Annotated in this window: 24 protein-coding genes; 13 read left to right on the top strand and 11 right to left on the bottom strand. The window is 62.7% G+C overall.

Annotated features, from left to right (window positions below; all coding sequences use genetic code 11):
* Positions 1-347 precede the first annotated feature (347 nt).
* The 5 genes from O7B34_RS14985 (at position 348) to O7B34_RS15005 (ending at position 5,401) form a co-directional block, all read left to right on the top strand.
* Entirely contained in the window at positions 348-1,376 is a 1,029-nt protein-coding gene (locus O7B34_RS14985) for an amino acid ABC transporter substrate-binding protein (RefSeq protein WP_337132278.1), read from the top strand.
* 62 nt (positions 1,377-1,438) lie between these two features.
* Positions 1,439-2,626: an amino acid ABC transporter permease gene (locus O7B34_RS14990; RefSeq protein ID WP_027144473.1), complete on the top strand. Its 1,188-nt coding sequence runs from the start codon at positions 1,439-1,441 to the stop codon at positions 2,624-2,626.
* A 4-nt stretch (positions 2,627-2,630) separates the two neighbouring features.
* Positions 2,631-3,788: an amino acid ABC transporter permease gene (locus O7B34_RS14995; RefSeq protein ID WP_337146754.1), complete on the top strand. Its 1,158-nt coding sequence runs from the start codon at positions 2,631-2,633 to the stop codon at positions 3,786-3,788.
* A 79-nt stretch (positions 3,789-3,867) separates the two neighbouring features.
* Positions 3,868-4,617: an amino acid ABC transporter ATP-binding protein gene (locus O7B34_RS15000; RefSeq protein ID WP_031213892.1), complete on the top strand. Its 750-nt coding sequence runs from the start codon at positions 3,868-3,870 to the stop codon at positions 4,615-4,617.
* A 118-nt stretch (positions 4,618-4,735) separates the two neighbouring features.
* On the top strand, positions 4,736-5,401 hold the full coding sequence (locus tag O7B34_RS15005; RefSeq protein WP_337146755.1) for a TIGR02117 family protein: 666 nt from the start codon (positions 4,736-4,738) through the stop codon (positions 5,399-5,401).
* A gap of 17 nt (positions 5,402-5,418) precedes the next feature.
* Here the strand turns inward: O7B34_RS15005 and O7B34_RS15010 are convergent, their stop codons facing one another.
* From O7B34_RS15010 to O7B34_RS15025, 4 genes are read right to left on the bottom strand one after another with little or no spacing between them, the layout of a single operon-like run.
* Positions 5,419-5,742 carry a BrnA antitoxin family protein gene (locus O7B34_RS15010; RefSeq protein ID WP_337146756.1) on the bottom strand — a complete coding sequence of 108 codons (324 nt, stop codon included), beginning with the start codon at positions 5,740-5,742 and terminating at the stop codon, positions 5,419-5,421.
* The gene (locus O7B34_RS15015) at positions 5,720-6,019 is read right to left on the bottom strand and encodes a BrnT family toxin (protein ID WP_337146757.1); all 300 of its coding nucleotides are present in this window, start codon (positions 6,017-6,019) and stop codon (positions 5,720-5,722) included. Before O7B34_RS15015 ends, O7B34_RS15010 begins: the two co-directional genes overlap by 23 nt.
* Positions 6,020-6,060: 41 nt before the next feature.
* Positions 6,061-7,320, bottom strand: coding sequence for an FAD-dependent monooxygenase (locus tag O7B34_RS15020; RefSeq protein WP_337146758.1), 1,260 nt, complete (start codon positions 7,318-7,320; stop codon positions 6,061-6,063).
* A gap of 10 nt (positions 7,321-7,330) precedes the next feature.
* Positions 7,331-7,576 (bottom strand): zinc-finger domain-containing protein, encoded by a 246-nt coding sequence (locus tag O7B34_RS15025; RefSeq protein WP_337146759.1) that lies wholly within the window; start codon positions 7,574-7,576, stop codon positions 7,331-7,333.
* Between the two features lie 168 nt (positions 7,577-7,744).
* On the opposite strand from O7B34_RS15025, the gene O7B34_RS15030 reads away from it, so the two are divergent.
* Together O7B34_RS15030 and ppx are read left to right on the top strand one after the other, a co-directional pair.
* Positions 7,745-9,937, top strand: a complete 2,193-nt coding sequence (locus O7B34_RS15030) for an RNA degradosome polyphosphate kinase (protein WP_337146760.1) — start codon at positions 7,745-7,747, stop codon at positions 9,935-9,937.
* Complete coding sequence (gene ppx / locus O7B34_RS15035; RefSeq protein WP_337146761.1) at positions 9,937-11,472, top strand: exopolyphosphatase; 1,536 nt, start codon at positions 9,937-9,939, stop codon at positions 11,470-11,472. The genes O7B34_RS15030 and ppx overlap by 1 nt, the downstream gene beginning before the upstream one ends.
* Here the strand turns inward: ppx and O7B34_RS15040 are convergent, their stop codons facing one another.
* The 4 genes from O7B34_RS15040 to O7B34_RS15055 form a co-directional block, all read right to left on the bottom strand.
* On the bottom strand, positions 11,473-11,895 hold the full coding sequence (locus tag O7B34_RS15040) for a DoxX family protein (protein WP_337146763.1): 423 nt from the start codon (positions 11,893-11,895) through the stop codon (positions 11,473-11,475).
* Positions 11,896-12,017: 122 nt separating this feature from the next.
* Positions 12,018-12,434, bottom strand: a complete 417-nt coding sequence (locus O7B34_RS15045) for a DoxX family protein (protein ID WP_337146764.1) — start codon at positions 12,432-12,434, stop codon at positions 12,018-12,020.
* A gap of 237 nt (positions 12,435-12,671) precedes the next feature.
* Complete coding sequence (gene fumC, locus O7B34_RS15050) at positions 12,672-14,069, bottom strand: class II fumarate hydratase (protein ID WP_337146765.1); 1,398 nt, start codon at positions 14,067-14,069, stop codon at positions 12,672-12,674.
* A gap of 152 nt (positions 14,070-14,221) precedes the next feature.
* Positions 14,222-14,701, bottom strand: a complete 480-nt coding sequence (locus tag O7B34_RS15055; RefSeq protein WP_337146766.1) for a cupin domain-containing protein — start codon at positions 14,699-14,701, stop codon at positions 14,222-14,224.
* Between the two features lie 109 nt (positions 14,702-14,810).
* Here O7B34_RS15055 and O7B34_RS15060 point away from each other — a divergent pair, with 109 nt between their 5' ends.
* Positions 14,811-15,782, top strand: coding sequence for a LysR family transcriptional regulator (locus O7B34_RS15060; protein ID WP_337146767.1), 972 nt, complete (start codon positions 14,811-14,813; stop codon positions 15,780-15,782).
* 38 nt (positions 15,783-15,820) lie between these two features.
* Here the strand turns inward: O7B34_RS15060 and betI are convergent, their stop codons facing one another.
* Positions 15,821-16,459: a choline-binding transcriptional repressor BetI gene (betI, locus tag O7B34_RS15065; RefSeq protein WP_337146768.1), complete on the bottom strand. Its 639-nt coding sequence runs from the start codon at positions 16,457-16,459 to the stop codon at positions 15,821-15,823.
* 80 nt (positions 16,460-16,539) lie between these two features.
* Here betI and choX point away from each other — a divergent pair, with 80 nt between their 5' ends.
* A complete protein-coding gene (gene choX, locus O7B34_RS15070) occupies positions 16,540-17,478 on the top strand; it encodes a choline ABC transporter substrate-binding protein (protein WP_337142868.1) in 939 nt (312 codons plus the stop codon).
* Positions 17,475-18,308 (top strand): alpha/beta fold hydrolase, encoded by an 834-nt coding sequence (locus tag O7B34_RS15075; protein WP_337146769.1) that lies wholly within the window; start codon positions 17,475-17,477, stop codon positions 18,306-18,308. The genes choX and O7B34_RS15075 overlap by 4 nt, the downstream gene beginning before the upstream one ends.
* Here the strand turns inward: O7B34_RS15075 and O7B34_RS15080 are convergent, their stop codons facing one another.
* Positions 18,309-19,070, bottom strand: coding sequence for an NIPSNAP family protein (locus tag O7B34_RS15080; protein WP_337146770.1), 762 nt, complete (start codon positions 19,068-19,070; stop codon positions 18,309-18,311).
* Positions 19,071-19,218: 148 nt separating this feature from the next.
* Between O7B34_RS15080 and O7B34_RS15085 the strand changes: the two genes are divergently transcribed.
* Both O7B34_RS15085 and O7B34_RS15090 read left to right on the top strand, forming a co-directional pair.
* On the top strand, positions 19,219-19,851 hold the full coding sequence (locus O7B34_RS15085) for a TetR/AcrR family transcriptional regulator (protein WP_337146771.1): 633 nt from the start codon (positions 19,219-19,221) through the stop codon (positions 19,849-19,851).
* A 134-nt stretch (positions 19,852-19,985) separates the two neighbouring features.
* Positions 19,986-21,119, top strand: a complete 1,134-nt coding sequence (locus tag O7B34_RS15090; RefSeq protein WP_337146772.1) for a metallophosphoesterase — start codon at positions 19,986-19,988, stop codon at positions 21,117-21,119.
* 33 nt (positions 21,120-21,152) lie between these two features.
* Here O7B34_RS15090 and O7B34_RS15095 read toward each other — a convergent pair whose 3' ends face one another.
* The gene (locus tag O7B34_RS15095) at positions 21,153-21,332 is read right to left on the bottom strand and encodes a CsbD family protein (RefSeq protein ID WP_337146774.1); all 180 of its coding nucleotides are present in this window, start codon (positions 21,330-21,332) and stop codon (positions 21,153-21,155) included.
* Between the two features lie 165 nt (positions 21,333-21,497).
* Here O7B34_RS15095 and O7B34_RS15100 point away from each other — a divergent pair, with 165 nt between their 5' ends.
* On the top strand, positions 21,498-22,166 hold the full coding sequence (locus O7B34_RS15100; protein ID WP_337146776.1) for a glutathione S-transferase family protein: 669 nt from the start codon (positions 21,498-21,500) through the stop codon (positions 22,164-22,166).
* Positions 22,167-22,185: the final 19 nt, after the last annotated feature.

Raw genomic sequence — 22,185 nt, forward strand, 5'->3', positions numbered from 1 at the left:
TCGTCCTGAGCGTAGTAACGCTAAGGTATAGCCCGGAACGGATTTTACGGCCCCGGGTCACATCCGCGTCAAATGAGCTTTGCCGAGCAAATTTGCGCTTCTGACTAAATCGCGGGCGCATCTGTCTGCAATTCAGGCATTTCAGGCAATCGATTTTCAAACCCGTTGCAATTCGGTCATTTTCCTTGACCTCACGGGAATTATCGCCTTCGATGCTGTTCGTGAATGGGAGGCGGCGCGTCGGTTTGCGATGCGGGGTTTCGGGAATGGGCCGGGATGGGAGCTGCGTTCACAAGGGAAAAAAGATCAGGGTTTTGCCTGAAAAAACAGAAAAGGGTCTGTGGGTTATGAAACACATTGCTATCGGCATTCTTGGCGTCGCCACGCTCGGACTGATGGCGTCGGCCGCGTCAGCCGCGACGCTCGACACCGTCAAGGCGAAGGGCTTCATCCAGTGCGGCGTCTCGACCGGTCTGGCCGGCTTCTCCGCGCCGGACGACAAGGGCGACTGGCAAGGCATCGACGCCGATTTCTGCCGCGCGGTTGCGGCCGCCGTCTTCGGTGACGGCACCAAGGTCAAGTTCACGCCGCTCAGCGCCAAGGAGCGCTTCACCGCGCTGCAGTCCGGCGAGGTCGACATCCTGTCGCGCAACACCACCTGGACGATCAACCGCGACACCGCGCTCGGCCTGAATTTCATCGGCACGACCTACTATGACGGCCAGGGCTTCATGATCAACGCCAAGAAGCTGCCGGGCGTCAATTCGGCGCTGCAGCTTTCGGGCGCCGCCGTCTGCGTGCAGAGCGGCACGACCACCGAGCTCAACCTCGCCGACTATTTCAAGGCGAACAAGATGGAATACAATCCGGTCGTCTTCGAGAAATTGGAAGAGGTCAACGCCGCCTATGATGCCGGCCGCTGCGACGTCTACACCACCGACCAGTCGGGCCTTTACGGCATTCGCTTGACGCTCGGCTCGCCGGCCGATCACGTCGTGCTGCCCGAGATCATCTCGAAAGAGCCGCTCGGACCTGCCGTTCGCCAGGGCGACGACCAGTGGTACCACATCGTCAAGTGGACCTATTTCGCTCTGCTCGATGCCGAGGAACTCGGCATCACCAAGGCTAATGTCGACGAGATGAAGAACTCCGCCAGCCCGGAAATCAAGCGTGTGCTCGGCCAGGAAGCCGATACCAAGATCGGCACCGATCTCGGCGTCTCCAACGACTGGGTCGTCAACATCGTCAAGGCTGTCGGCAATTACGGCGAAATGTTCGACCGCAATGTCGGCTCGGGCAGCCCGCTCAAGATCGCCCGTGGCATCAATGCGCTGTGGACCAAGGGCGGCCTGCAATACGCGCCGCCGATCCGCTGATCGAAATGTGATCCGGAAGGCAGGCACCTGCCTTCCGGTTTCTCTTTCACAGGGGACGTGACATGGCATCGCAGGAAATCCTACGCGAGGAGCCGAGCCGCGGCTCCTTCGTCAATGATCCGAGAATACGCAGTCTCTTCTTCCAGACGCTGGTCGTCGTCTTGTTGTTCGGCTCCATCTGGTGGATCGTGCAGAACGTCATCGACAATCTGCATCGCCTGCACATCGCCTCCGGCTTCGGCTTCCTCAAGGGGCGCGCCGGATTCGACATATCGGACACGCCGATCGCCTATACGTCGGACTCGACCTATGGCCGCGCCATCATCGTCGGCCTGATCAACACCATCATCGTTGCCGCCGCCGGCATCATCACCGCCACCATCATCGGCTTCGTCATCGGCATCGGCCGCCTGTCGCAGAACTGGCTGATCCAGAAGATCTGCACGGTCTATGTCGAGATTTTCCGCAACATCCCGCCGCTGCTGGTCATCTTCTTTTGGTATTCCGGCGTGCTCGCCGTACTGCCGCCGCCGCGCGACTCCTATCATCTGCCTTTCGGCTCCTTCCTCAACCAGCGCGGCTTCTATTTTCCCCGCCCGGTCTGGGGCGACGGCTCCTGGCTGATCCTGGTCGCCCTTGTGGTGGGCATCGCCATGTCCTGGTTCGTCGCCCGCAAGGCGCGTCAGCGGCAGATGGCGACAGGCCAGCAATTTCCGGTGTTCTGGACGTCCGCCGCGCTGATCGTCGGCCTGCCGCTGCTCGCTTACGTGCTGAGCGGCTTTCCGCTGAGCTTTGATTTGCCGAAACAGTCAACCTTCAACCTGACCGGCGGCTTCCAGGTCAAGCCGGAATTCCTGTCGCTCTATCTGGCGCTGTCCTGCTACACGGCGGCCTTCATCGCCGAAATCGTGCGCGCCGGCATCAGGGGCGTCAGCAAGGGCCAGACCGAGGCGGCGGCGGCACTTGGCCTGCGATCCGGGTCGATCTTGCGGCTGGTCGTGGTGCCGCAGGCCATGCGCATCGTCATCCCACCGCTGACCAGCCAGTATCTCAACCTGACCAAGAACTCCTCGCTGGCGATCGCCATCGGTTATCCCGACCTGACGGCGACAGCCGGCACGGTTCTGAACCAGACCGGGCAGGCGGTCGAAGGCGTGCTGATCATGATGATCGCCTATCTCATACTCAGCCTTGTGACCTCGGCTGTCATGAACGTGGTCAACGCCAGAATGGCGCTGGTGGAGAGGTAGAGCCATGCAGGAACATGACATGTCCTGGGTACGTACCGAGATGGTGCTCGCGCAGCCCGCGCCGGCGAGCGTCAGCGGCCCCATCGCCTGGGTGCGCAGGAACCTGATCGGTTCGGTCGGCGACACCATCCTCACCATCCTCGGCATCGTCATCGTCGCCTGGATTCTGCCGCAGGTCATCAACTGGGCGTTCATCAGCGCACAGTGGACCGGGCCGGATCGCACGGTCTGCGCGACCGTTGCGCAAGGCGGCATTCAGCCCGACGGCTGGAGCGGAGCCTGCTGGGCTTTCGTCAACGCCAAGTTCGGCCAGTTCATGTTCGGCACCTATCCGGTCGAGGAGCGCTGGCGGCCGATCCTGGTCGCCATCCTGTTCGTGGTACTGCTGGTGCCGATGCTGGTGCCGCGTGTGCCGCGCAAGGGGCTGAACGCCATCCTGCTCTTCCTGGTGCTGCCGATCGTTTCCTTCTTCCTTCTGGTCGGCGGCATATTCGGCCTGCCGCATGTCGAAACCTCGCGCTGGGGCGGGCTGCTGATCACGCTGAGCCTGTCCTTCGTCGGCATTGCCGTGTCGTTGCCGCTGGGCACCGTGCTGGCGCTCGGGCGGCGCTCGAAGATGCCGATCGTCAAGATGCTGTGCGTTATCTTCATCGAAGCCGTGCGCGGCATACCGCTGATCACCGTTCTGTTTTTCGTCAGCGTCATGCTGCCGCTGTTCCTGCCGGCCGGCGTCACTTTCGACAAGTATCTGAGGGCGCTGATCGGTGTGTCGCTGTTTGCGGCGGCCTATATGGCCGAAGTGGTGCGCGGCGGCCTGCAGGCGATCCCCAAGGGCCAGTATGAAGGCGCCGATTCACTCGGCCTCGGCTACTGGCAGAAGATGGGGTTGATCGTGTTGCCGCAGGCGCTGAAGCTGGTCATCCCCGGCATCGTCAATACCTTCATCGGCATGTTCAAGGACACCAGCCTGGTCCTCATCATCTCGATGTTCGACCTGCTCGGCATCGTCAAGCAGAACTTCTCGGATGCCAATTGGGCAACGGCGCAGACCGCGAAATCCGGCCTCGTCTTCGCGGCCTTCGTCTTCTGGCTGTTCTGCTTCGGCATGTCGCGCTATTCAATGTACACGGAACGCCGGCTCGACACCGGCTACAAACGCTAAACAAAAGAACAAGGGGACCCCAGCCATGGCCACCGAAAACGCCGTCAGCGCGGAAGAGATCAAGGTCAACGCCGCGAAGATGCAGATTTCCACCACCGATGTCGCCATCGACATCATCGCCATGCACAAATGGTATGGCGAGTTCCATGTGCTGAAGGACATCAATCTGAAGGTGATGCGCGGCGAGCGTATCGTCATCTGCGGACCGTCCGGCTCCGGCAAATCGACCATGATCCGCTGCATCAACCGGCTGGAGGAGCACCAGAAGGGCAAGATCATCGTCGACGGCAAGGAACTCACCAACGATCTGAAGAAGATCGACGAGGTGCGCCGCGAGGTCGGCATGGTGTTCCAGCACTTCAACCTGTTCCCGCATCTGACCATCCTGGAGAACTGCACGCTGGCGCCGATCTGGGTGCGCAAGACACCGAAGAAGCAGGCCGAGGAAATCGCCATGCATTTCCTCAAGCGGGTCAAGATTCCCGAGCAGGCCAACAAATATCCGGGCCAGCTTTCCGGCGGCCAGCAGCAACGCGTGGCAATCGCCCGCTCGCTGTGCATGAACCCGCGCATCATGCTGTTCGACGAGCCGACTTCGGCACTCGACCCGGAAATGATCAAGGAAGTGCTGGAGACCATGGTGGGCCTCGCCGAGGAAGGCATGACCATGCTCTGCGTCACCCACGAGATGGGCTTTGCGCGGAAAGTCGCCAACCGGGTGATCTTCATGGATCAGGGCCAGATCGTCGAGCAGAACACGCCGGCCGAGTTCTTCGACCATCCGCGCCACGAACGCACGAAACTGTTCCTGTCGCAGATCCTGCACTGAGCGCTCCGACGCCGATTCGAAAAAGCTCGGCCGCGCCATTGCCGGGCTTTTTTGCGTCTGGCTCGTCGGGTAATGATCTTCTCCATTGAGCCGCGAACGGAATCGCGAAGCCGCACCGATGAGAAAACTCCTGCGTTTCCTGGCCCTGCTGGTTGCGGCAGTGGTGCTCGCCGTGGCGCTCGGCACGCTGGTGCCGCGGCCGCTCTGGCCGGCGGCCGCCGCGGGTGAGGGCATGCGGCGCATATTGGTGCTGAAGAACGCGATCCACACCGACATCGCCATTCCGGTGGACGACGAGATGCGCCGGCGCTTCCGTTTCCTGACCGATGGCGGCCTGCCTTCGGACGCACCTGAAGTGCGCTACATCGTCTTCGGCTGGGGTGGGCGGGCCTTTTACCTGGAAACGCCGACATGGTCGCAAGTGAAGGCGCTGCCCGTATTCAAGGCGCTGACGCTCGACGCGTCGGTCATGCATGTCGACGTCGCTGGCGATATCACCGAGGCGCACCCCGATGTCGCCGGCTTCGACGTGGACAAGGACCGTTTCGCCGCATTGCTCGACTTCATCGAAGCGAGTTTTCAGCAGGGACCGAGCGGCCCGATCATCATCGATAATGCCGCCTACTCCAATTTCGACCGTTTTTATGAGGCCAATGGCCGTTTCAATGCGCTGATCGGCTGCAACACCTGGACGGCGGCGGCACTGCGCACCGCCGGCCTGCGCACCGGCTGGTGGAACCCGCTGCCGGCATCGCTTGGGTTGTCGATGCGGCTGTATAATTGAGAGATCGTTCGGCTCGATCAGCCGGCCTTGCGATCCTGTTTCGCAACATATTCGCGCAGTGCTTTATTGATCGCGCTCTGATAGCCGCGACCGTCCGGCGAGCGTGTTTTGAACCAAGCGACAAGATCGGAATCGAGACGAAGCGTTAGCTGCTGCTTAATTGGCTTGAAATAGGGATTTCGAACAGCGTTCTGCCAGAAATCTTCGGTCAATTCGGGAATATCGCTTGTATCGACATTGCCTTCGGGTAGCGCCCTCAGCGCTGCGATTTCCGCCTTCTGAGCTTCCGTCAAGGGAGGCGGATTTGTCGGGTCAAACTTATATCGAACGATTTTGCGCATAACGTCTCTTTTCCGTTGTTGTAGCCCTCCGCGCGGAAATGATGCGGATCACGTCTATCCCGTCTTCTTCTCGATCGGCATGGGCGACCAACAGCACAAGGAAACCCTCGACTACGCCTGTTGTTTGCCATCGGTACTCGCCGTCCTCGACTCTGTCCTGCTCGGTCAGCGCAAAGGGATCGGTGAAAACGCGAATGGCCGTCTCGAAACTCACACCATGTTTGCGCAGATTCGACCTGGCCTTCTCAAAGTCCCATTCAAATCGCAGTTCTACCATGCTTTGTAACCGCAAAAATGTAACTACAAATAGTCATTACGTCAAGGCGGCGGATCGTCGGGCCGCTTCATGATGTTCTGCTGTTCCCACCCGTAAAGCCAATCCAAATCCGCCGCGAGCTTCTCTCCCGGCCGCGTCGCCAGGAGCAGATTGCGCGCCAATGCCACCGGTCCCCGGGCGTGCCAGGCGAGGCGGTTGAGCGCGCCGCGTTTCAGCACCTTTTCGATGCGCGGTCGTCTCAGCTTCTCCCACATGGTGAGGCTTTGCGTCAGGTCGCCGGGGAAGTCGGCAATGATATCGGCAAGCATTGCGGCATCCTCGATCGCCATGGCAGCACCTTGCGCCGCGAACGGGGTCATCGCATGCGCGGCGTCGCCGATCAGCGCGATGCCGGCTGGCATCGTCCAGGGCTGCTTCCGATCGACTGTATGGAGTGGCCAGGTCAGCCATGGGCCAGCCAATTCCACCAGTCTTGCAAGGCCTGCGGCCGTGCCACGCATGGCGCTGGCGAGGATGCCGGGATCGGTGTGTCCGGACCAGCCCTCGGCAATGCGCTCGCCTTTGGTGAAAGCGACAAGATTGAACGCGTCACCCTTGCTCACGGGATAGGCCACCAAATGAAAGCCGGGGTGCAGGAAGGTGGTGACGCAGTCGGGGGCGCCGATCGCGGCAAAGGCTCGCCCGGCTTCACTGTCCGCGCTTACCGTCGCGCGCCAGGCCAGTTCGCCGGAGAATTGGCTGTTCGCGAGGCCGGCTCCACCGCCTGGGCCGGCAAGCCTCCGCACCGACGACCAGACGCCGTCGGCGCCAACCAACAGGAAACCCGCCGCCTGGACGGGCTTGCCGTCCACCTCGGCGGTCACGGTGACGCCGTGCGTGCCGGCGGCGATGTTGCCGACGCGCGCGCCGGTGGTGAGCTGGATATCGGGCATTTGTGCGACGCGCGCCATCAGGGCGTCTTGCAGATCCGCCCGGTGCGCCACGAGATAGGGCGCGCCCCAGCGTTCCTCGCCGGCGCCGCCAAGCGGTACGCGTGCCAGTTGGCGCAGGCTCGCGGCGTCCTTCAGCACCACGGCTTCCGGCTTGACGGCATTGACAAGAAGCGTGTCGAGGACGCCAAGCCGGCGCAGAATGCGCGTCGCGTTTGGCGAGAGCTGGATGCCCGCGCCGGCCGCTTCGAGGCGCTTGGCCTGTTCGAACACCCTCACGGGGTAGCCGCGTTCGGCGAAGGCGATCGCCGCCGTCAGCCCGGCGATGCCAGCCCCGGCAATCACGACCTGCCGGGACCGCGTCTCGCTCATGATCGGGAGGTCAGGCGGCCTGGTCGATGTAGAGGCAGCCCGCCGGCAGCGTTTCCGGCGCCTTCAGCTTCGGCGAATAGCGGTAGAGGGTCGAGCAGTAGGGGCAGACTTTCTCATTGTCGTCGCCCATGTCAAGAAACACGTGCGGATGATCGAAAGGCGGGTTGGCGCCCGTGCACATGAATTCCTTGACCCCGATGTCGATTGCCGGATGGCCCGCATCGTTCTGGAAATGGGGAATGGAACCGCCTGCCATCGTCGTCTCCTTAACGCAGTCTCTTCTGCATCTGGATCATATCAAACCTCTTTGCAAGTTCGATGAAATCAAACTGTCGCAAAAGCCTGTCAGAGAACTGTCGCAAAAGCCTGCCACAGGATAAGTTAAGCCGGTTAACCGGCCGAGGCGGGCGGAAGAGCAGGAATCATGAACGAACTGAAGCCGGTACAGAGCGAATTCAACAACATCACGGCAGCCAGCCCGGAAGGCAATCCGGACCGTTTCGTCAACCGCGAGTTCTCCTGGTTGCAGTTCAATCGCCGCGTTCTCGAAGAATCGCTGAACACCCATCACCCGCTGCTGGAGCGCGTCCGCTTCCTGTCGATCTCGGCCGCCAATCTCGACGAGTTCTTCATGGTGCGCGTCGCCGGCCTTGCCGGCCAGGTGCGCGAGGGCATCGTGCTGAAGAGCCCGGACGGACGCACCCCAGAGCAGCAGCTCGAACAATTGCTGCGTGAGGTCGAGCGGCTGCAGGAGGACCAGCAGAAGAGCCTTTCGGCACTCACGGTGCTGCTCAACAAGGAAGGCATCGAGAGCATCACCCGTGATGCGCTGACCAAGGACGAGAAGGCTTGGCTGGAAGAGCATTTCCAGGACCAGGTGTTTCCGGTGCTTACGCCGCTGTCGATCGACCCGGCGCATCCGTTCCCGTTCATTCCCAATCTGGGCTTCTCGATGGCGCTGCAGCTTCGCCACCGCAAGAATGGCGAGGAGATGAGCGCGCTGCTGCGCCTGCCGGTGGCGCTGAAGCGCTTTATCCGCCTGCCGGACCGCAAGAGCCATGTCCGCTTCATTCCGCTGGAAGAGGCGGTCGGCCTTTACATCGGAAAGCTGTTCCCAGGCTACGAGGTCAAGGGCTCCGGCACGTTCCGCATCATCCGCGACAGCGACATCGAGGTCGAGGAAGAATCGGAAGACCTGGTGCGGTTGTTCGAAACCGCGCTGAAGCGTCGCCGCCGCGGTTCGGTCATCCGCATCGAATTCGACATGTTGATGCCGGGAGAATTGCGCGATTTCGTCGCCGGCGAGCTTGGTGTCTCGTCCAGCCGCATCAGCGTCCTCACGGGCCCGCTGGCGCTCAGCCAGATATCCGAGATCGTCTCCGTTCCCCGCGATGACCTGAAATTCACACCCTACAATCCGCGCTTTCCCGAGCGCATCCGCGAGCATGGCGGCGACTGTTTTGCCGCCATCCGCGAGAAGGACATCGTCGTCCATCACCCCTACGAGTCGTTCGACGTGGTGGTGCAATTCCTGCGCCAGGCAATGGCTGACCCCGAAGTGGTGGCGATCAAGCAGACGCTCTATCGCACCTCCAATGACAGCCCGATCGTGCGTGCGCTTGTCGACGCGGCCGAGGCCGGCAAGTCGGTGACGGCGCTGGTCGAGCTCAAGGCCCGTTTCGACGAGGAGGCCAACATTCGCTGGGCGCGCGATCTCGAACGCGCCGGCGTGCAGGTCGTGTTCGGTTTCCTCGAACTGAAGACCCACGCCAAGATGTCGCTGGTGGTGCGGCGCGAGGACGGCAAGCTGCGCAACTACGTCCATCTCGGCACCGGCAACTACCATCCGGTGACGGCGCGCATCTACACCGACCTTTCCTTCTTCACCACCGATCCGACGATCGCCCGCGACGTCGCCCAGCTGTTCAATTTCATCACCGGCTATGCTGAGCCGACCGCCGAAATGCGGCTGGCGATCTCGCCGTTCACGCTGAGGAGCCGCATCCTCAAGCACATTTCAGACGAGGTCACCCATGCGTTGGAGGGACGGCCGGCGCGCATCTGGATGAAGATGAACGCGCTCGTCGATCCCATCATCATCGATGCGCTCTACGACGCCAGCCGCGTCGGTGTGGAAATCGACCTTGTCGTGCGCGGCATATGCTGTCTGCGGCCGCAGGTGCCGGGCCTGTCGGAGAACATCAGGGTCAAGTCGATCGTCGGCCGGTTCCTCGAGCACAGCCGCATCTATTGCTTCGGCAACGGCCATGGCCTTCCCTCGGACGAGGCGATTGTCTACATCTCCTCGGCGGACCTGATGCCGCGCAATCTCGACCGCCGCGTCGAGACCATGGTGCCGATCACCAATCCAACTGTGCATGAACAGATTCTGGGCCAGATCATGCTCGGCAACATCATGGACAATCAGCAAAGTTTCGACGTATTGGCTGATGGAACCTCCCGGCGCGTGGTGCTGGAGGAGGGCGAGGAACCGTTCAACGCGCAGGAATATTTCATGACCAATCCGAGCCTGTCGGGACGGGGTGACGCGCTGAAGTCGCATGCGCCCAAGCGTATCGCGCAGTTCAAGCGCCGCAAGAAGAACGCCACCACCTGATGCTGTCCAATTCCCAGGGCCGGCTGCAGGACCGCCGACCGCTGTCCATCATCGACATCGGATCCAATTCGATCCGTCTTGTCGTCTATGAGGGGCTGGCGCGTTCGCCGACCACGCTGTTCAACGAAAAGATGCTGGCGGGCCTCGGCCGCGGCATCGTGTCGACGGGGAAGCTCGACCCCGAGGGGGTGGCGCGCTCGATGGAGGAGTTTCGCCGTTTCCGCGCGCTCTCCGATCAGGCCGGTGCCGAACACATGTACGTGCTGGCGACCGCCGCCGCCCGCGAGGCGATCAACGGTCCCGATTTCATCCATCGGGCCGAGGATGTGCTCAAGACCGAAATCCGCGTGCTCTCCGGCCGCCAGGAAGCGCATTACTCCGCGCTTGGCGTCATCTCCGGTTTCCATCCGGCCAACGGCATTGCCGGCGACCTTGGCGGCGGCAGCCTGGAGCTTATCGACATCGACGGCGAGGCGATCGGCGACGGCATCACGCTGCCGCTTGGCGGCCTGCGCCTGCAGGACATGGCGAAGAACTCGCTCGTCCAGGCGCAGAAGATCGCGCGCCAGGAATTGGCCCGGGCCAAGCTCTTGAAGGGTGGGCAGGGCAGGACTTTTTACGCTGTCGGCGGCACCTGGCGAAATCTTGCCAGGCTGCACATGGAGATGAACAACTATCCGCTCGGCGTCATGCACCACTACGAAATATCGGCCGAAAGTGCTCAAACCTTCCTCAAGCAGGTAGCCAGGGGCGAGGTCGAAAAGGTGAGGGGTATCGAGGGTGTGTCCAAGAACCGCCGCTCGCTGCTGCCATACGGCGCCCTCGTGCTGCAGGAAATCATGACGGCGATGCAGCCGTCCAGGATTGTCGTTTCGGCGCAAGGCGTGCGCGAAGGTTTTCTCTATTCGCTGCTCGACGCGGCCGAGCAGAAGGCCGATCCGCTGATCTCGGCCGCCGAGGAGCTTGCGCTTCTGCGCTCGCGTTCGGTCCATCACGCGCATGATCTGGTCGAATGGACAGGCAAGGCCTTCAAGGCGTTCGGCATCGACGAGACGGAAGACGAAGCGCGCTATCGCCACGCCGCCTGCCTGCTCGCCGATATCGGTTGGCGCGCTCATCCGGAATATCGCGGCAAGCAGTCGCTCAACATCATCGCGCATGCGTCCTTCATCGGTGTCGATCATCCCGGCCGCGCCTATCTGGCGCTGACCAACGCCTACCGTCATGACGGCGTCTTCAATGAATTGGTGGCGCCCGAAATCAAGGCGCTGGCGCCGCCGCGGCTGTTGGAGCGCGCCCGCGTGCTGGCGGCGATGATGCGCGTCGTCTACCTGCTGACGGCCGCGATGCCTGGCATCATGCCGAGGCTGAAATGGGAAACTCGCCCCAACGGCGCGCTGGCGCTGGTGCTGCCGGCTTCGCTTTCCGACCTCTACGGCGAGCGCCCGGCCGGCCGGCTGGCGCAGCTGGCGCGCATCACCAACCGCCGCCTGGAACTGGCGATCGAGGGCGGGCAGAGCGTGTCGGTCAAATAGTCAAGTCACGTCGGCGCCGATGCCGAAGCCTCGCCCGTCGGCCGACCATGCGCCGGCGCCGGCCATGGCAAGCGCCAGGAAGCCGCCCGCGATGGCGATGTCCTTCATCAGCATCTGCTGGTGCAGGAAGGCGAGCGTCGCATCGCCGGCGCCTTGGCCGTAATGGCCGATGAAGCCCGCCACGATGCAGAAGGCGGCCAGCAGCAGCGCCACGATCCGTGTCTGGAAGCCGACCAGAATCAGCAGCCCCGCGATCGACTCGAAAATGCCGGTGGCCCAGGCGGCGAGCGCGGGCAGCGGCAAGCCAAGGCCGGAGAAATAGCTGGTGGTCCCGGCAATGTTGGCGAGCGCCTGGAAGCCGGACGGCACGAACAGCACGGCAAACAGCAGCCGCGAAACCATAAGCAATGCATTGCGACCCATGGCACCCTCCGTTGCCGGCACGGTCACCGGCGACCATTGCAGTCTACGCCCATGACCACACAACGAAAAAGCGGCGCGGAAAATTCCGCGCCGCTTGTGTCGGATCCTTGGGAGGGGAAGCCTTAGCCGCGCCTGGCGTCGATCGAATACGCGCCGGCACCCGAGGAGGTCAGCAGCAGGAAGCCGCCGGTGATGGCGACGTTCTTGAGAAACTGGATCATCTGCATCTGGTCGGCCCAGCCGGTGTGGGCGACCAGCCCGGTTGCGATCGTGAAGATCGCGAGCACCCAGGCGGCGATCCTGGTCTGGAAACCGACGAGGACGGCAAGGCCGCCAAGCAACTCGATCAGGCCGACGATGACGGCTGTCGCCGTCGGTGCCGGCAGGCCAAGGCCACCGAAATAGGCGGCCGTGCCGGAAATGGCGGATAGTTTGCCGAATCCGGAAAGCAGGAAGATGACTGCGAGCAGGATACGGCCGAGCAGGATGGTGACAGAACTGTTGGACGCGGTGCCGGCGGCGGAAGTGTTGATGGACATGGTGGCTCTCCGATTGGTTTGGATCGCCACTCAGATAGACGATGCCGACTGTTCACCAAAGTCAGCTATGCGGTGACACATTGTTCACGGAACATACATTTCCGTGATCGGGCAGGAGGCGCGAAATTTGTGTCGGACGATGCGGTGGCGGGAATAAATTCTCCCGCCGAAAAATGTCAGCCGTGGTCCGACGCAATTCCGGACGGAAAACCGCTTTGCACTTTTCCTGGAATCGCTTCATCCCGGATGGGTCATGTCCTCCGGCCGCACCAGGCGGTCATAGTCGACCTCGCTGACCAGTCCGGTTGCCAGTGCTTCCTCCCGCAACGTGGTGCCGTTCTTGTGCGCGGTCTTGGCGATCTTGGCGGCGTTGTCATAGCCGATGGTGGGCGCAAGCGCCGTCACCAGCATCAGCGAACGGTCGAGGGCCGCCTTGATATTGTCCTCTCGCGCCTCGATGCCGATTACGCAATTGTCGGTGAAGGAGACCGATGCGTCGGCCAGCAACTGCACCGACTGGAGGAAGTTGTAGGCCATCAGCGGATTGTAGACATTGAGTTCGAAATGGCCCTGGCTGCCGGCGAAGGTCAGCGCCGCATTGTTGCCGAAGACCTGCACGCAAACTTGCGTCATCGCCTCGCACTGCGTCGGGTTGACCTTGCCCGGCATGATCGAGGAGCCGGGCTCGTTTTCCGGCAGCGACAATTCGCCGAGGCCAGAGCGCGGGCCGGAGCCGAGAAAGCGGATGTCGTTGGCGATCTTGAACAGTGCCGCCGCCGCCGCGTTGATGGCGCCGTGCGAGAACACCATGGAATCGTGCGCCGCCAGCGCTTCGAACTTGTTCGGCGCGGTGACGAAGGCGATGCCTGATATGGCGGCGATACGATCGGCCACCCGCTCGGCGAAACCGACCGGCGCATTGAGGCCGGTGCCGACGGCAGTGCCGCCTTGCGCCAATTCCTGCAGGCCGGGCAGCGTCAATTCGATGCGTTTGATCGACGATGCGACCTGCGCCGCGTAGCCGGAGAATTCCTGGCCCAGCGTCAGTGGCGTGGCATCCTGCGTGTGGGTGCGGCCGATCTTGATGATGTGATTGAAGTCCCGGCTCTTGGCGGCGAGCGCCTTATGCAGGTGCTTCAGCGCCGGCAAGAGGTCGTGCACGATCCGCTCGGCGCAGGCGATGTGCATGGCCGTCGGATAGGTATCGTTCGACGACTGGCTCATATTGACGTGGTCGTTGGGGTGCACCGGCTTTTTCGAGCCCATGACGCCGCCCAGCATTTCGATCGCGCGATTCGAGATCACTTCGTTGGCGTTCATGTTGGACTGCGTGCCCGAACCGGTCTGCCAGACCACCAGCGGGAAGTGGTCGTTGAGCTTGCCGTCGATGACCTCTTGCGCGGCCTTGATGATTGCCTTGCCGATGGCCGGATCGAGCCGCTTGAGCTCCATATTGGCTTCCGCCGCCGCCCGCTTGACGATACCCAGCGCGCGCACGATCGAAGCCGGCTGCTTTTCCCAGCCGATCTTGAAATTGCCCAGCGAACGCTGCGCCTGGGCGCCCCAATACCGGCCGGCGGCAACCTCGATGGGGCCGAACGTATCGGTTTCGGTTCTGGTTTTTTCAGCGCTCACTGGGTCTCTCCTGTCGAAGCCGGCAACGGCGTATCGCGTTGCACAACGGGCTTCAAGCGGAGAATGTGGGCGACCGAGATGCAAATCGGTTGAAGATGCTTCCGATCTCCCCACTGGAAGCCCTTGCAGGAGAGATCGGCGGCTTCGCGTTCTCAACTCAAGGGCGGACCGACAATGTCGATGCCATTTTCCGCGCAGATCCGCACCAGAGCCTCGATCATCTGCGGCGTCGGCTCCGACAGCGGCGGCAATTGCGGCTGTTGGGCGGGACGGCTGGTCTGACGCAGCATCGTCTCGAAATCGGAGCCGCGCGTGATGGTCAAGGTGCGCGCGCCGTCTTGGGATTCGACCCTGTATGTGTGCGGCAGGCCTTTCGGCGCGATGATGATTTCGCCAGGACCGGCGATCTGGTCGTGGCCGTCGATCCGAAAGCGCAGCTGTCCCTCCAGGACATGAAACACCTCGTCCTCGTGCCGATGCACATGCAGCGGCGGAGAATCGCCATGGGGCATGTGGTGCTCGACGACACAGATGCCGTCCTCGCCCTCCGCCGAGGAGAGCCGAATGGCAACCAGTGTGTTGTTGAACCAGAAGAGTTCCTTGCCTGCGATCGTGCTGTTGATCATTGTCATGACGGCTCTCCCTTGTGCTTGCGGTGCCGACCGAGCGGCGTCTGCGGCTACCTGACCAAGGATTGGCGGGCGATGGAAATCGAATGATCGTATGGGGCGGATTGATGCCATGAATTTAAATGCGCTCGACCTCAATCTCATCAGGGTGCTCGGTGCGCTTTTGCGTGAACGAAGCGTGACGCGCGCCGGCGAGCAGATCGGGCTGAGCCAGCCCGCCGTGAGCGCGGCGCTCAATCGCCTGCGTCATGTCCTCAACGACCAGCTGTTTGTGCGGCGCGGCAACGACATGGTGCCGACCCCGCGCGCCGAAAGCCTGACGGAGCCGGTGCGCGCGGCACTGCGCGAGATCGAACGCGTTTTCCAGACTGGCAAGGACTTCGATCCTGCCGGGTTGGAGCGAACCTTCACCTTCATGGGTGCGGATTTCTTCTCCATGCTGCTGATGCCGCCGCTGGCGGCGCGCATCGCGGCGATGGCGCCCGGCGTGTCGTTTCGCTTTCTGGACAGCGCGCGCGGCGACGTTTCGAGGTTGCTCCAGGACGATGAAATCGATGCTGCCCTCGAACGCCCGCTGGAGGTTCCCGACTGGGTCTCCAGCACGCCACTGTTCCATTCGCCATTCGCAATCATTGCCGCGAGGGACAATACCGCGATCAAGCAAGCCGGGATCGCGGACGGCGAGCCTTTGCCGATAGAGCTTTTCTGCGAATTGCCGCATGTTCTTCGCTCCATCGACGGTTCGATGTCGGGCTCTACCGACGCGGCGCTGGACAAGATCGGGCTGAAGCGCCGGGTGAGCCTCGCCTTGCCGCATTTTCAGGCCGTTGCATTGGCGGTAGCCAGCGGAAACCACCTTGCCGCCGTTCCCAGGCAGTTCGCGGTAGCAGCGGTCAAGAGCTTGCCGGTCGTGATCTACCAACCGCCGTTCGCGATTGCGGTGCCGGAAGTCAGGATGTACTGGCACGCCCGCCATGACGATGAGCCACCGCACCGCTGGATTCGCAATCAGATCCTCGAAGCTGTCGAGACGCTCGGCTTCAGGGATCTCGACGGCGATGAAACGACCGGTTCCCGGACCTAGGCTTCATCCAGCCGTGTATCCGCCATCCACCGCAAAAATCACCCGTGGGCGGTCGAGCGCTTTTCAGTGGCCAGCCGTGCGGCGACATAGCCCTTGACCTGCCGGATCGCCTGTTCGCGCGAGACGCTGCCCGGCTGCAGGCCGAGGCGAAGCCAAAGTCCGTCGATCAAGGCCGTGACGCCAAGCGCGATGTCGTCGGCCTCGCCGGGTGAGGCGAGGCCGCGCAGGCCAGATAACAGGTTCGAGCGCATGCGCCCGTGGATCACCTTCTGGATGCGCGCCAGCTTTTCATCGCGCGGCACCTCGGCGCAGAGCGAAAGCCAGGCATGGCAAAGAGGCGGCAGGAAGAGATGCTCCTCGAAATTTCCCTCGATCACCGCATCCAGGCGTTCCATCGACGTCCGTGCCTGGCGAAGCCTTGCGACCACCGCATTGCACAGGACCGCGTTGGCCTCGCGCATCGCGTGCTCGAACAATTCCTGCTTGTTGCGGAAATAGTGCAGCACGATGCCTTTGGAGGCGCCGGCATGCGCAGCGACCTTTTCCAGCGTCGCCCCCGCAATGCCTTCGCGCTCCAGGACCGCGAAGGCAGCCTGCCGCAATTCCTTGCGGCGTATGTCGCCAAGGCGCTTCAGTTTCACGAGATTGTTCCATGCATCACAAATCCACGTTGACATTTTCGTCCCGCGAGATCAATCATTGACCGATGGGGCAATAAAAAGACCGATTGGTCAATTTGAGCAACGAGGAGAACGGAATGTTGCGCATCCTTGCAAGTGGTGCCTGCCTTGCCGCGCTGGTCTTGGCCTCGCAGGCGGCCCAGGCGGCGGACCCCGAGCAATGCCGGGCGGTCCGCATGGCCGAGCCCGGCTGGAACGATCTCGCTTTCACCACGGGGGTGGGCAACGTGCTCCTGCAAGCGCTCGGCTATCAGCCACAGAGCGAGGTGCTCGGCATCAACGTCATCTACGAAGGCATGAAGAACCGGGATCTCGACCTGTTCCTGGGCTACTGGGACCCGGCGATGGTCACTTATTACGAGCCCTACAAGAAGGACGGCTCGATCGAGAATGTGCGCGTCAATCTCGTCGGCGCCAAATACACCTTCGCCGTGCCGACCTATGTCTGGGAGGCGGGGGTCAAGGACGTCTCCGACCTGCACAAGTTCGCCGACAAGTTCGGCAAGAAGATGTATGGCATCGAGCCCGGCTCCAACCAGTTGATGATGGATGCCATCGCCGATCCGGCCTTCGGCCTCGATGGCTGGCACGTGGTCGAGTCCAGCGAAGCCGGCATGCTGTCGGAGGTCGGCTACGAGATCAAGGAGAAGCAGTTCATCGTCTTCCAGGGCTGGGCGCCACATCCGATGAACACCATGTACGACTTCAAGTACCTGACCGGCGGCGACAAGTTCTTCGGCCCGAATTTCGGCGCCGCGACGGTGACGACCCAGGTCCGTAAGGGCTACCTGCAGGAATGTCCGAACGTGGCGCAGTTCCTCAGGAATCTAGCCTTCGACATCGACTTCGAGAATGTCGGCATGGGCTACCTCATCAATGACGGCATGAAGCCGGAGGATGGGGCGCTGAAGGCGATCACGCTGAACAAGAACCGCCTCGATGCCTGGCTCGCCGGTGTCACGACTTTCGATGGCAAACCTGGTCTTGCCGCCGTCAAGGAAAAGCTCGGCCTGTGAAACTCCCGGACGCCTTGCCCATTGCCGGAGTGGAACAGGACGCCTGGGCTGGCCGCAAGCAATGGATCAATGCGGGCGATCTCGACATCGCCTATGTCGAGATCGCCGGCGCCGGGCCGCCGCTGTTGCTGGTTCATGGTTTCACGGATACCAGCCGCAGCTTTTCGCTGCTGGCGCCGCACCTGGCCGGACGCCGGCTGATCATGCCCGATCTGCGCGGCCATGGTGCCTCGCAGGCGGGCGACGGCTGCAGCGTCGCGGATTTCGCCGAGGACATCGCCGGGTTGATCCGGCACCTGCGGTTGGGCCAGCCTGTCGTCGTCGGTCATTCCCTGGGCGGCATGGTGGCGATTGCATTGGCCGCGCGGCAGCCGGACCTCATCGGCGGCCTGGTCGTGCTGGCCAGCGCGCTGAAGCCCGGTTTCACGCCGGACCATCCGCTGCTGGTCGGCATCCAGGATTTGCGCGACCCGCTATCGCCGGCCGACCCGTTCTACGACTGGTGGCATGCCTGCCGGTCCTCGGTGCCGCGGCCGTTTCTCGCTGGCCTGGCGAAGGAAGCTTCCGCCATGCCGGTGGCCCGCTGGCGCGCCATTCTGGAGGAAGTCCGCATCACGGACCTGATAGCCGAGGCGCGAACCGTGCGGACCAGGGCTCTGATCATCGCCGGCGCCTGCGACCCGCTTTTCGGCGAGACGCACCAGCAGGCTTTGGCCGAGGCGCTGACCGGATCCCGTCTCGTCTGGGCACCAAATTGCGGTCACAATCCGCATTGGGAGGATCCGGCCTTTGTCGCCTCCGCGATCTCGGGGATGTTGTCCGGCCGCTGATCACCTCAACAGCGATCGGGCCGTGGGCACCAGCCGCAACGTCTCGGCCGGCTTCGCGCTGACGGCTTGCATGCTCTGGCCGAGCGCCCCCCACGCCGGCGAAACGGCGAGGCGATGGCTGGCATCGGCGTTGTGGAAGGCGGCAACGGCGATGAAGACGTTTTCTCCGGCACGCACGGGAAGTCGAGGGAACGTGTTTGCGGCCGGCTCCGTCAGGAAGGCGCCGAGCAGACGCGCGCCGTTCTGGGCAAGCCGCGCAACCATCTCCGCCCGGAAACGCCCGGCGAAGTCGGCGCCGGTGCCCGGCAGCAAATGATGAATCGAAATCTCAACCAGACCAGGCAACCGATTCCGATCGCCTGTGCTTTTGGCCGCCGTTGGCCGGCGCGGTTCTGACAGATCGAAGCCGGCGTCCGGCCAGGCCGGTCGCAGCAGCAACACATCGTCGGAATCGATCATCGTCGCATTGGCGGCATCACGGTGCGCCGCCCATACAGGGCCGTCATAGAATGCGCCGAGAGCATCCTTTCGGGCATCCATGCTCTCGAAGCCGCGCATCCAGACGAACATGTCGGGGCGGTCGAGGTCGCGGAATTGGCCAATAATCGTCATCCCCGCATCTTCCTGGCTTTCGATGAACTCCGTGTCGAAGATCTCGATCAACGTTTCGCGCCGGCCGGGTTTCAATGTGTACTGGCGCAATTCGACGATCGGCGAGGCGAGTGCAGCGGGCTTCGGCATGGCATTCGGGGTCGGCTTCATCCGGCGTTCTCCAAAACAGGTTGATCATCCTGTTTATAAACAGACCGGTTGCCCTGTTTTGTCAACATGCTATCCTTCGGCAATGTCAGCAGAGATAAACATCCGGCCAAAGCGGGCCCGAGGCAAACGCATCAACGATCCCGAAGGCATGCGCAGGAAAGTGCTCGATGTCGCGGAAGTCGCGTTTCAGGCACGCGGCTATCATGCTTCCAGCCTGGGCGACCTGATGACGGCGGCAGGCGTCAGCGGTGGCGCGCTGCATCATCATTTCCCGACCAAGAAGGCATTGGCGCTGGCGGTCATCGACGAGCGCGTGGCGGCGGCGGTCGAGGAGACGTGGATAGCGCCGGTGCGGCAGGCGGCTTCGGCGCGCGAAGGCGTGCGTCAGGTGTTCGAAGCCGTGGCGGCCGAACTGGAACGGCAAGGTTTCGTGCGCGGCTGCCCGCTGAATAACCTGGCGCATGAACTCTCGCTTGCCGATCCCGAATTCCGGATTGCCCTTGCCGGCATTTTTGCGGCATGGCGCCAAGCGATCGCCGACAAGATCAGGGCCGACCAGCGGGAGGGCAGGGAGCAAGGCACGGATCCCGAGCATTTTGCGCTGGTTGCCATCGCCACCTATTCCGGCGCCATGTCGCTGGCCAAGACAGAGCAGCACGCCGGCCCGTTGCGCGATTGCCTTGCGGCGTTCGAGCGGAGCGCCGCCCACGCGGCATCATCGCAGGGCGATCCGGGGGCGAGGCGACGTCGCAGAGTGCTGCGGCGGTTCGGCGGCACTTGAGGGCAAGCTACAGCCGAGCTTTGCCGCCGATGCCGCGACGAGCGTGGAAAGCCGGTTGCTACTCGGCCAATGGCTTGATCGTCTCGTAACCGCTGAACTTTACTGCCGCCCGCTCTCCATGCTGAAATTCCCCGATGATGAATCGCCCTTCGTCCCTATTGCTGTCGCGCCGTGGTTTTCTGTTGCAGGCCGCCGGTCTTGCCGCGGCCAGTGCGCTTCCGCGCACGGCGCTCGGTCAGACCGGGCAGCGCATCCAGCCCGTCGACGCCACCTTCCTGTTCGTCGCCGATGTCCATGCCTGCCGCATGGCGAGCGGCTTGAGCCCCAATTGCCAGCAGGAAGGCAAGACGGACGCGGCGCTGTTGCGCAACGTCGCGGCGTTGAATGCCATCGGTGATAAGAAGTGGCCGGCCGAGATCAACGGCGTCGCCACAGGCCTGCGGTCGGCCGGCAGCCGCATCGGCACGCCGCTCGGGCTTGCCGTTGGCGGTGACATCACCGACGATGGCGGCGGCCAGATCACCGAGCCCAGCGAAGGCACCCAACTCCTGCAGTTCAGCCAGCGCTATCAGCAAGGCATGGGCCCCGACCGCGTGCATGTTCCGGTTTATGTCGGGCTCGGCAATCACGACCTCGATCAGAACGGTCCGCCACATCATGTCGACTGGTACCGGCGCGAAATGCGCGATTATGTCGAGGTCAATCACCGCGCCGGCGTGTTCTTCAAGCCGCCGGTGCCGGCCACCAGCTACGACGTCGACACCGACTGCTATTCATGGGACTGGGGTGGCCTGCATCTGGTGCAGACCCATCGTTTCGCCGGCGACACCGGCCATGGCGCCGACAACAGCCTGCCTTGGCTCAAGCAGGATCTGGCGACCTATGCGGCGGACGGCCGCCCGGTCATCCTGTTCCAGCACTATGGCTGGGACAGTTTTTCGATGGAGCGGTGGGATACCGTCAAGAGAGTATTCGACGACGGCGGCAAGGGAGCGTCGCATTGGTGGAGCGATGCGGACCGCCAGGCATTGCTGGCGGCCCTGAAGGGCTACAACGTCGTTGCCGTCTTCCATGGTCATCAGCACGAGGTGCCGATGATCTATCAACGCGACGGCCTCGATCTCTTCAAGCCGAAAGCGGCCTACATGGGCGGCTTCGCTCTGGCACGTGTCACCGACGACAGCCTGGACGTCGTGTTGGGGCAAGCCAGCGACGATGATGGCGACGTGATTTTCACCAACGCCTTCAGCAAATCGCTGAAGACGTGAAAAGGGCCGCTGGATGCGGCCCTTCCACAGCGATCAAACAGATTTCTTGACCTTGTCCTTCACGTCGCCGTAGGCCTTCTGCACCTTGCCTGTGGCCTTGTCGGCCATGCCTTCGGCCTGCGTCCGTCTGTCGCCGGTCGCCTTGCCGGCGGCTTGCTTGACCGAGCCTTTCACCTGCTTGGCCACGCCGGCGACCTGATCCTTGTTCACCATTTCCGCATCTCCCGGATCTTGTTCGCTTGAGCAAACGAGCCGGCACGGTTTCGGTTCCAGCAGCCGCTCCCTGTGTCGTCAAACGGTGCCTTTCGGCGGCCGGGCCGGCGGGCTAGGGTGCCGGCCGGCGCAGTGCGCAAGGAGCAACACCGCCAAGGGGGACAGATGTCGGAATTCACGCTCTATATCGGCAACAAATGCTTTTCGTCCTGGTCGCTCAGGCCCTGGGTGGCGATGCGGCACCTGGAGATACCGTTCGAAGAAGGATTCGTGAGGCTGCGCACGCCCGAGACTTTTGCCAATCTGGCGAAAGTTTCGCCGACCGGTCAGGTGCCCGTCCTGGTTCACAAGCCCTTGAATCACGATGGCAGGATGGTCTGGGAAACCCTTGCCATCCTTGAATATCTCGCCGACCTTTTTCCTGGGAAAAAGCTCTGGCCGGCCGATATCGGCGCCCGGGCGCTGGCGCGTTCGGCGGCGACCGAGATGCATTCCGGTTTTCGCGAAGTCCGCTATGGCTGGCCGATGAATTTGCGCCGGCCAAAGGGGCACAAGCCGCTCGATGCCGAGGGCGAGGCCCAACGTGCCCGCATCGAGGCGCTGTGGCGCGAGTGCCGTGAGAAACACGGCAGGGGCGGCCCGTTTCTGTTCGGTCATTTCACCGCGGCCGATGCCATGTATGCGCCTGTCGTCACCCGTTTCGACACCTATGGCGGGGAGCTGGCGCCCGACACCAGGGCCTATGTCGACGCGGTTCTGGCAACACCGGCCATGCGCCAATGGTATGCCGAAGCCGCCGAGGAGACATGGCCGGAGCCGGGTCCCGACGAATAGGGCTGTCCGTGAAGCGGTC

Origin of the sequence: Mesorhizobium sp. Cs1299R1N3 (genome assembly GCF_037179625.1) — a bacterium.
Taxonomy (GTDB): Bacteria; Pseudomonadota; Alphaproteobacteria; order Rhizobiales; family Rhizobiaceae; genus Mesorhizobium; species Mesorhizobium salmacidum.

What these genes read in the sequence shown, in the direction of transcription:
- O7B34_RS15015 (WP_337146757.1), bottom strand. Translation starts at nt 6,019, where the DNA reads ATGGTAGAACTGCGATTTGAATGGGACTTTGAGAAGGCCAGGTCGAAT.
- O7B34_RS15010 (WP_337146756.1), bottom strand. Translation starts at nt 5,742, where the DNA reads ATGCGCAAAATCGTTCGATATAAGTTTGACCCGACAAATCCGCCTCCC.
- O7B34_RS15055 (WP_337146766.1), bottom strand. Translation starts at nt 14,701, where the DNA reads ATGACAATGATCAACAGCACGATCGCAGGCAAGGAACTCTTCTGGTTC.
- O7B34_RS15020 (WP_337146758.1), bottom strand. Translation starts at nt 7,320, where the DNA reads ATGAGCGAGACGCGGTCCCGGCAGGTCGTGATTGCCGGGGCTGGCATC.
- O7B34_RS15005 (WP_337146755.1), top strand. Translation starts at nt 4,736, where the DNA reads ATGAGAAAACTCCTGCGTTTCCTGGCCCTGCTGGTTGCGGCAGTGGTG.
- O7B34_RS15025 (WP_337146759.1), bottom strand. Translation starts at nt 7,576, where the DNA reads ATGGCAGGCGGTTCCATTCCCCATTTCCAGAACGATGCGGGCCATCCG.
- O7B34_RS14985 (WP_337132278.1), top strand. Translation starts at nt 348, where the DNA reads ATGAAACACATTGCTATCGGCATTCTTGGCGTCGCCACGCTCGGACTG.
- O7B34_RS14990 (WP_027144473.1), top strand. Translation starts at nt 1,439, where the DNA reads ATGGCATCGCAGGAAATCCTACGCGAGGAGCCGAGCCGCGGCTCCTTC.
- O7B34_RS15095 (WP_337146774.1), bottom strand. Translation starts at nt 21,332, where the DNA reads ATGGTGAACAAGGATCAGGTCGCCGGCGTGGCCAAGCAGGTGAAAGGC.
- O7B34_RS15060 (WP_337146767.1), top strand. Translation starts at nt 14,811, where the DNA reads ATGAATTTAAATGCGCTCGACCTCAATCTCATCAGGGTGCTCGGTGCG.
- O7B34_RS15045 (WP_337146764.1), bottom strand. Translation starts at nt 12,434, where the DNA reads ATGTCCATCAACACTTCCGCCGCCGGCACCGCGTCCAACAGTTCTGTC.
- O7B34_RS15090 (WP_337146772.1), top strand. Translation starts at nt 19,986, where the DNA reads ATGATGAATCGCCCTTCGTCCCTATTGCTGTCGCGCCGTGGTTTTCTG.
- O7B34_RS15000 (WP_031213892.1), top strand. Translation starts at nt 3,868, where the DNA reads ATGCAGATTTCCACCACCGATGTCGCCATCGACATCATCGCCATGCAC.
- O7B34_RS15085 (WP_337146771.1), top strand. Translation starts at nt 19,219, where the DNA reads ATGCGCAGGAAAGTGCTCGATGTCGCGGAAGTCGCGTTTCAGGCACGC.
- choX (WP_337142868.1), top strand. Translation starts at nt 16,540, where the DNA reads ATGTTGCGCATCCTTGCAAGTGGTGCCTGCCTTGCCGCGCTGGTCTTG.
- ppx (WP_337146761.1), top strand. Translation starts at nt 9,937, where the DNA reads ATGCTGTCCAATTCCCAGGGCCGGCTGCAGGACCGCCGACCGCTGTCC.
- O7B34_RS14995 (WP_337146754.1), top strand. Translation starts at nt 2,631, where the DNA reads ATGCAGGAACATGACATGTCCTGGGTACGTACCGAGATGGTGCTCGCG.
- O7B34_RS15040 (WP_337146763.1), bottom strand. Translation starts at nt 11,895, where the DNA reads ATGGGTCGCAATGCATTGCTTATGGTTTCGCGGCTGCTGTTTGCCGTG.
- betI (WP_337146768.1), bottom strand. Translation starts at nt 16,459, where the DNA reads ATGTCAACGTGGATTTGTGATGCATGGAACAATCTCGTGAAACTGAAG.
- O7B34_RS15030 (WP_337146760.1), top strand. Translation starts at nt 7,745, where the DNA reads ATGAACGAACTGAAGCCGGTACAGAGCGAATTCAACAACATCACGGCA.
- O7B34_RS15080 (WP_337146770.1), bottom strand. Translation starts at nt 19,070, where the DNA reads ATGAAGCCGACCCCGAATGCCATGCCGAAGCCCGCTGCACTCGCCTCG.
- O7B34_RS15100 (WP_337146776.1), top strand. Translation starts at nt 21,498, where the DNA reads ATGTCGGAATTCACGCTCTATATCGGCAACAAATGCTTTTCGTCCTGG.